This window comes from uncultured Marixanthomonas sp., assembly GCF_963974425.1.
GTDB lineage: Bacteria > Bacteroidota > Bacteroidia > Flavobacteriales > Flavobacteriaceae > Marixanthomonas.
On the sequence record NZ_CAXBCK010000081.1, the window covers coordinates 1 to 4,333 of the forward strand.

5 protein-coding genes and 2 pseudogenes are annotated in these 4,333 nt (G+C 34.7%); all 7 read right to left on the reverse strand.

What is annotated here, in order from left to right; all coding sequences use genetic code 11:
* Positions 1–544: pseudogene (locus tag AACZ92_RS16065) on the reverse strand (hypothetical protein); the annotation flags it as partial.
* Positions 545–701: 157 nt separating this feature from the next.
* A complete protein-coding gene (locus AACZ92_RS16070; protein ID WP_093980645.1) occupies positions 702–1,136 on the reverse strand; it encodes a hypothetical protein in 435 nt (144 codons plus the stop codon).
* A gap of 189 nt (positions 1,137–1,325) precedes the next feature.
* Positions 1,326–1,538 (reverse strand): DUF2892 domain-containing protein, encoded by a 213-nt coding sequence (locus tag AACZ92_RS16075; protein ID WP_093979443.1) that lies wholly within the window; start codon positions 1,536–1,538, stop codon positions 1,326–1,328.
* 77 nt (positions 1,539–1,615) lie between these two features.
* Positions 1,616–2,242 (reverse strand): Crp/Fnr family transcriptional regulator, encoded by a 627-nt coding sequence (locus AACZ92_RS16080; protein WP_093979444.1) that lies wholly within the window; start codon positions 2,240–2,242, stop codon positions 1,616–1,618.
* A gap of 157 nt (positions 2,243–2,399) precedes the next feature.
* Positions 2,400–2,561: pseudogene (locus tag AACZ92_RS16085) on the reverse strand (addiction module antidote protein, HigA family); the annotation flags it as partial.
* Between the two features lie 32 nt (positions 2,562–2,593).
* Positions 2,594–3,622 (reverse strand): serine hydrolase domain-containing protein, encoded by a 1,029-nt coding sequence (locus AACZ92_RS16090; RefSeq protein WP_339703585.1) that lies wholly within the window; start codon positions 3,620–3,622, stop codon positions 2,594–2,596.
* Positions 3,623–3,844: 222 nt separating this feature from the next.
* Complete coding sequence (locus AACZ92_RS16095) at positions 3,845–4,261, reverse strand: UPF0158 family protein (protein ID WP_339703588.1); 417 nt, start codon at positions 4,259–4,261, stop codon at positions 3,845–3,847.
* Positions 4,262–4,333: the final 72 nt, after the last annotated feature.

Here is a 4,333-nt window from a genome sequence, read left to right on the forward strand (position 1 = left end):
GCACTATAACTCCGAAATGGGTGGCACAAAACGAACCGAAGTATCCATGAAAGAATATTTTTTCCGGATCAGGAGAATTATATTGCCAAACGACATTCCCTTCGGTATCAACAATCTGTATAGTATTTGTTGATGCTATGCTGCCACCACTAAATGTTTCCGGGTTCAAGATACCCGTTCGGATCAATAATCCATTCTCTAAAAGATATGCTGGAGCCCCACCCGATGTTAAATTGGTTTTCCAGGTGTTGATTACATTCCCGTTTTCGTCGGTAAGCAAACTAATGTTTTCAACATCTTCTTGCAGTTCGTCGGATTGATGCCATAAAAGATAGCCTTTATATAAATCATCCGGATTATAAACTGTTACCTGTATAGGACTACTTTTTGCAGTATTCGTTTGCGCTGATAAATCATTTGGAAATATCATCAAATTAAAATAAAGTACGCAGAGCAAGGAAAGCAATCGTATAAATGAAATTTTTAGTTGTTCTACAACCAGCTGTCCCAATTGACCTGTTGCTACTGTTACTGCAGTTATCATGATGTATCCTTTTAGAATATTATTTGAATTAAAATTTACATTACAAAAGTAAAGTGTCCGGCAAAACTGGGAAAGGTAAAAAAGTGACTTTGAATGGTAAAAGAATTACTGGTTCTGTTGCCGGTACTCGTGTAAGGCTACTTTGTTGTGTGCTGCCTTAATTTTTTTCAAATGTCAGATTATCTGTACCTCCATTTCCTCCACTTATATCTATAAGTACAATTTTAGTAGATGTATATGATATAATATCCCAATCATCGTTTAAATCCTCAAAATCATTTGTATCAAGAACAGGAAAGAAAATGTTAAAATCAATATCATCGTCACTACTGCTGCTGTCGTCCGTAACTGACCATGTGCCAGTTAAAGTGTCGGTTCCATTTGTTGCAACGAGAGAACCGTCGGAATTAAATGAGAAATTATATCCTGCAAAATCTGATGTCTCATTTTCTCCAGAATCTATGAAATTAGTTATTCGCCAAGTTCCTGATTCAACAGTATTTTCAACTTGGGCTAATTGTTCACTATTATTATTTACGCCTCCATCGTCGTCGTTATTTGAACATGAAGACAATGTATAGAAGCATAGCATTACTAATATACTTACATAAAATCTTTTTTTCATAAATATCGTTTTTGAGTATTATTTTTTTTGGTTCAAAGCCTTTGGATGTTTATCTATCCCAATATTTACCTCTTGAATAATAAAATTAATTGTAGATCCTGTAGGGCAATTATCAACTTAAATACAAGATTATTTATTGTGTGATCAATAGAGATATTATTCTTTTTTGTTTATAGAACAGGTGCGAATACCAAATGGTGCATAAAGAGGACAAAAGCTAATTAAACTGGTTAAAACGAAAATTCCTGCAAGAATTAAAAGGATTATACCTAATGTTCCCGAAATTGTTCCTGTAAAATAAAGAAATCCAACTATTGCAGCGACTATTATTCTAATAATTCTATCTGCACTTCCCATGTTTTTTTTCATCTTTTAAAAAATAAAATATTGTAGCATTATTGCTCTACAAAGGTATGTGGTGTTATGGACGTATGCAGTGACTGTAGTCACCACTCACTAATAATTTTTATTTCACCTGCATTCTGAATAACTTTTTCATCAGTCTCAAGTTTTTTCAAAACCCTAGTTATTACTTCACGTGCAGTTCCTAATTCATTTGCTAATTGACTATGACTCATTTTAACGGAATTAATTTTAGTTAAATCTGATTTCTTTTTAAGATGGTCGTAAAGTCTCTTATCCATTTTGTCCAATAGTAAATGACGAATTGTGTCCAAAAGCTCAGAATAACGTAAATTAAATTGATTATAAAATAAGTCATTAAAACCTGGATACTCCTGAAGCCAATTTGGTAAATACTGAATAGGAATTAGAAGAATTTTAGATTCTTCTTCAGTTGTTGCAAAAACCTTACTTGGCGTGTTTTTTAAAGCAGCATAAAAAGTCATTACGCAGCTTTGAGCTGGTTCAATGTAATAAAGTAGTAATTCTTTTTCATCAAATCGAGAATAAACTTTTACAAGGCCATTAATCACTATAGGTAATACTTTTACATATTGTTCTTCTCTTAAAATTTCAGTGCCTTTTGAAAATTCCTTAAGGGTAGATTTCTTAATTAATTCATCTAATAACTTTGGTTTTAAAAAAGACAATATATTTTTATCAAATTCCATTAATTGTCACTTGGGTTTTCAGGTTGCACACAACGGTTAGGATATGATTCCGTTGCTGAGATTTGATGTTAATCAAATCGAGCAGGGATCATGCCGACCTAAAGTACGAAAACTTTTGAATTGTAGTAAATAAGCTAATCAATGAATTATAGCATTGTTAGGCAAGGTTCTTATTTTCGTAATGTTTTATTGAATTTAGCTCGTCTTCTTTCGATATTTTTTCCTCTTCAATATCATAATCGTCTTGGAGTCCTAGCCAGAACTTTGCAGAATTCCCAAAATACTTACTTAATCTTAGTGCAGTATCTGCTGTAATTCTATAGCCTTCCCTAAAAATACACATTGTTGTGGCTAGTTCTGCTTTTTAATAATTTTTACAATTCGGTTAATTGTAATTTCCGATAAGTTCCATTCGTAACCATTAAAATCAGTGGTATTAATAAATTGAACCACTACCGCGTCAATATCCTTGTGATATTCTGCAAGGCTTTGATAGCCAACGACCAAACCTCCATGGTTGTATTCGTAAGGATAGATTTCCTTTTCTCCCTCCTCAAATACCGAACCATCATTTAAGGCTCGCAAGAATATACCCACATCTTCTGCTGTAGCCAACATTCCATATTCACGGGCTTTAAAATCTTCCTCATAACCTACATAATATCCACTCATAACATCATCTAAATTAACTTCAGTAATCGAAAAAAAGGTATTTTTTAGCTCTAAGGGAATCAATATTTTCTCTTTCATATACTGATGGTGGCTATACCCTAAAACATCATCCATAATCCTACGAAGCAATAAATAATTCGTGTTTGAATATTCATATCCTTCATTAGGAATAAAACTGGCTGGTAGGTCGAGAGCAAAATCTAAGGCATTTTGGCCATTTTCTTGTTCGTTTTCCCAATAATCCGGATTATCTGTGAAATTTGGAATACCTGAACGGTGTTGAATCATCATCCTTAAGGTAATTTCTTCAGCATTTTCAATCCTACCTTTAAGTTCTGGAAGATAAGCAGCGAGTGTTTTATCAAAGGACAAGCGCTTTTCTTTGACCAATTTAGTAGCTGCTACAGCGGAATATAACTTGCTAATACTAGCAATTTTGAACAATGATTTTGGGTCGGCTGGTATTTTATTTTCTCTATCTTTCCAACCACCAGTGTAATGTTCTGGCGGTTTTCCTGCTTGGTCAACATACACAATCATGCCGTCAAAACCATTTCCTATTGCTTCATCTACTTGTTCTTGAACAGTATCAGGTAGCGGCAAAATCCAGGCCTTTACCAAAATCCATGGAACGAAAAACAAGGACACTATTGTTCCAACAAGCAATATCGCCCTTACAATCCATTTAGCTTTTTTATTTTTTATCATTTTTCGGTTTCAGTCTTCACTTATTTACTTGATTTTATAAATAGCCAAATCTTGTATGCATTTAAAATTCAGTATCATTTTTCAATGGTTTCGGCTAAGATTTCGAGTGGGATTTGCAAACGCTAACCTGTCAGTCTTGCCGTGACCAAAGATAGCAGATAAGCAAAAACCTTGCGGACAGCCTTCAGCCCGCCTGAAGCTTAGCCATTGTTGACCAGGTTTTTATTTTTCTTTCATCTCGATTTGTCGTTTCACAAAGTTAATATACGCTTTGTTTTTGAAGTCAAACCAGTTTTGGCGATAGTGAGATGAGTCAATTAAATTCTTAAAGTTCTGAAAAGGTTTTCGTCTCGAAATGGCGTTCAAAATCTTGTCTCTAAAATACTCATCAGATAAGGAATATGCAAAATTCTCGATCACCTTATAACCTTCGTATGATTCCATTTTTTCAAACCGTTCATAGTTGTCCCAGTCGTTTTCAATTCTATCGATGATGTCTTCCCATTGTTCAGCGTCGAAATACGGATCGTTCGGGTCAGGATGCGAATCAATTGTTCCCGTGGGCAGATGGTAAAAGCAGATCATTCCGCTGTCCAACAGTTCGGCAATGTCTTTTATCTGTTCTTCGTTCAGGGTCATGTTTGTCAGCTTTGGCCAAACACAGCGCTATGTACGACATCTGCGACAGTAGTGGGCGAGTTGTAGCGTTGC

Coding starts and splice junctions, on each gene's coding strand:
- AACZ92_RS16070 (WP_093980645.1), bottom strand. CDS start 1,136: ATGCTATGCTTCTATACATTGTCTTCATGTTCAAATAACGACGACGAT.
- AACZ92_RS16090 (WP_339703585.1), bottom strand. CDS start 3,622: ATGATAAAAAATAAAAAAGCTAAATGGATTGTAAGGGCGATATTGCTT.
- AACZ92_RS16080 (WP_093979444.1), bottom strand. CDS start 2,242: ATGGAATTTGATAAAAATATATTGTCTTTTTTAAAACCAAAGTTATTA.
- AACZ92_RS16095 (WP_339703588.1), bottom strand. CDS start 4,261: ATGACCCTGAACGAAGAACAGATAAAAGACATTGCCGAACTGTTGGAC.
- AACZ92_RS16075 (WP_093979443.1), bottom strand. CDS start 1,538: ATGAAAAAAAACATGGGAAGTGCAGATAGAATTATTAGAATAATAGTC.